Raw genomic sequence first — 1,029 nt, 5'->3', positions numbered from 1 at the left:
AATGAATGTATTCCAAGCGCGAGAGACCTGTTCCACTATTTCTTCGTAACCTCGAAATACGCGGTTTGATAAGCAACGTTGCCGTAACCATTGCCATACTTGCTCCATCGGGTTCAGCTCCGGAGAATAAGGTGGGAGTTTTAACAGACTGACATTGGTAAATGGGCTGGCCGTATCGATCGTATGCCAGCCCGCGCCATCCATTACAACAACGGCATGACGCCCAGGCTCTGTCGCTTCACTTATTAATTTCAGATGCTGCTTCATCACCTCTTTATTCACAAGAGGGCTGATAAGCGCCTGAGTATTACCATTGCTCGGACACACCGCCCCAAAGACATAGCCATAATCGAATTGCTGTTGCTTTACTACTCTTGGCCTGCTGCCCTTGGCTGCCCATATTCTGGACGTCTGATTTTGCTGACCGAATCGTGCTTCGTCTTGAAACCAGACGTCAACGCGATCCAGAGGAAGATGACCGGGAGTGTGAAGGATCGTTTCCAGCAGGAAATTTTTTAAAAGTGTCCTGGGTTTGTTGTGATTGTTTAGGGTGTTTAGAGCGACTGGTTATCCAACTGAAACCGAGCGCATCCATGATGCGGTATACGTTTCGCAACTGATAATCGATTTGGAAGGTGTCGCTAATGTATTGTCGTACATCCTGTGCAATCAAACGCCCCCCCTCCTTTTTAACCGCATTTTCTTTGATAAAATGTGCGATCTGTTCTCGCTGGGAGACGGAGAGCTGACAGGGTCTACCCGGACTAGGTTTGGATTGCAGACCTTCAAGTCCGTGCGCCAGATAGTTGGATACCCAGGTATTAACACTGCCTCTGGCAACCCCAAGGTAAGTTGCTATCTGGGTTCGTGTTTCCCCATTCTTGAAATGATACAAAGCTAGATAGCGGGTTCGCAGTTGCCCGTTGGAGGTTTGCTTTGCTAATTGTTTAAAGTCGTCGGCTGTATGCATATCAAAATCACTCGAATATGAATACCACTATTAGATCAAACTTTTAAGACAATTGGTAT

Annotated in this window: 1 protein-coding gene; it reads right to left on the bottom strand. The window is 46.8% G+C overall.

The genetic code is table 11. The features are described 5' to 3' along the window. Positions 1-970 (bottom strand): IS630 family transposase gene (locus MHN09_RS21310; RefSeq protein WP_239241848.1). Its coding sequence is split into 2 segments (ribosomal slippage), with 969 coding nucleotides annotated over them: positions 1-516 and positions 518-970; the frame shifts between segments, so codons are not numbered across the junction. This gene is flagged as partial in the annotation. Between the last annotated feature and the right edge of the window lie 59 nt (positions 971-1,029).

Origin of the sequence: Alteromonas sp. MmMcT2-5 (genome assembly GCF_022348315.1) — a bacterium.
Lineage (GTDB): Bacteria > Pseudomonadota > Gammaproteobacteria > Enterobacterales > Alteromonadaceae > Alteromonas > Alteromonas macleodii.
Note: the sequence above shows the minus strand (reverse complement) of the source record. Positions and strands in the feature narration are given on the sequence as shown.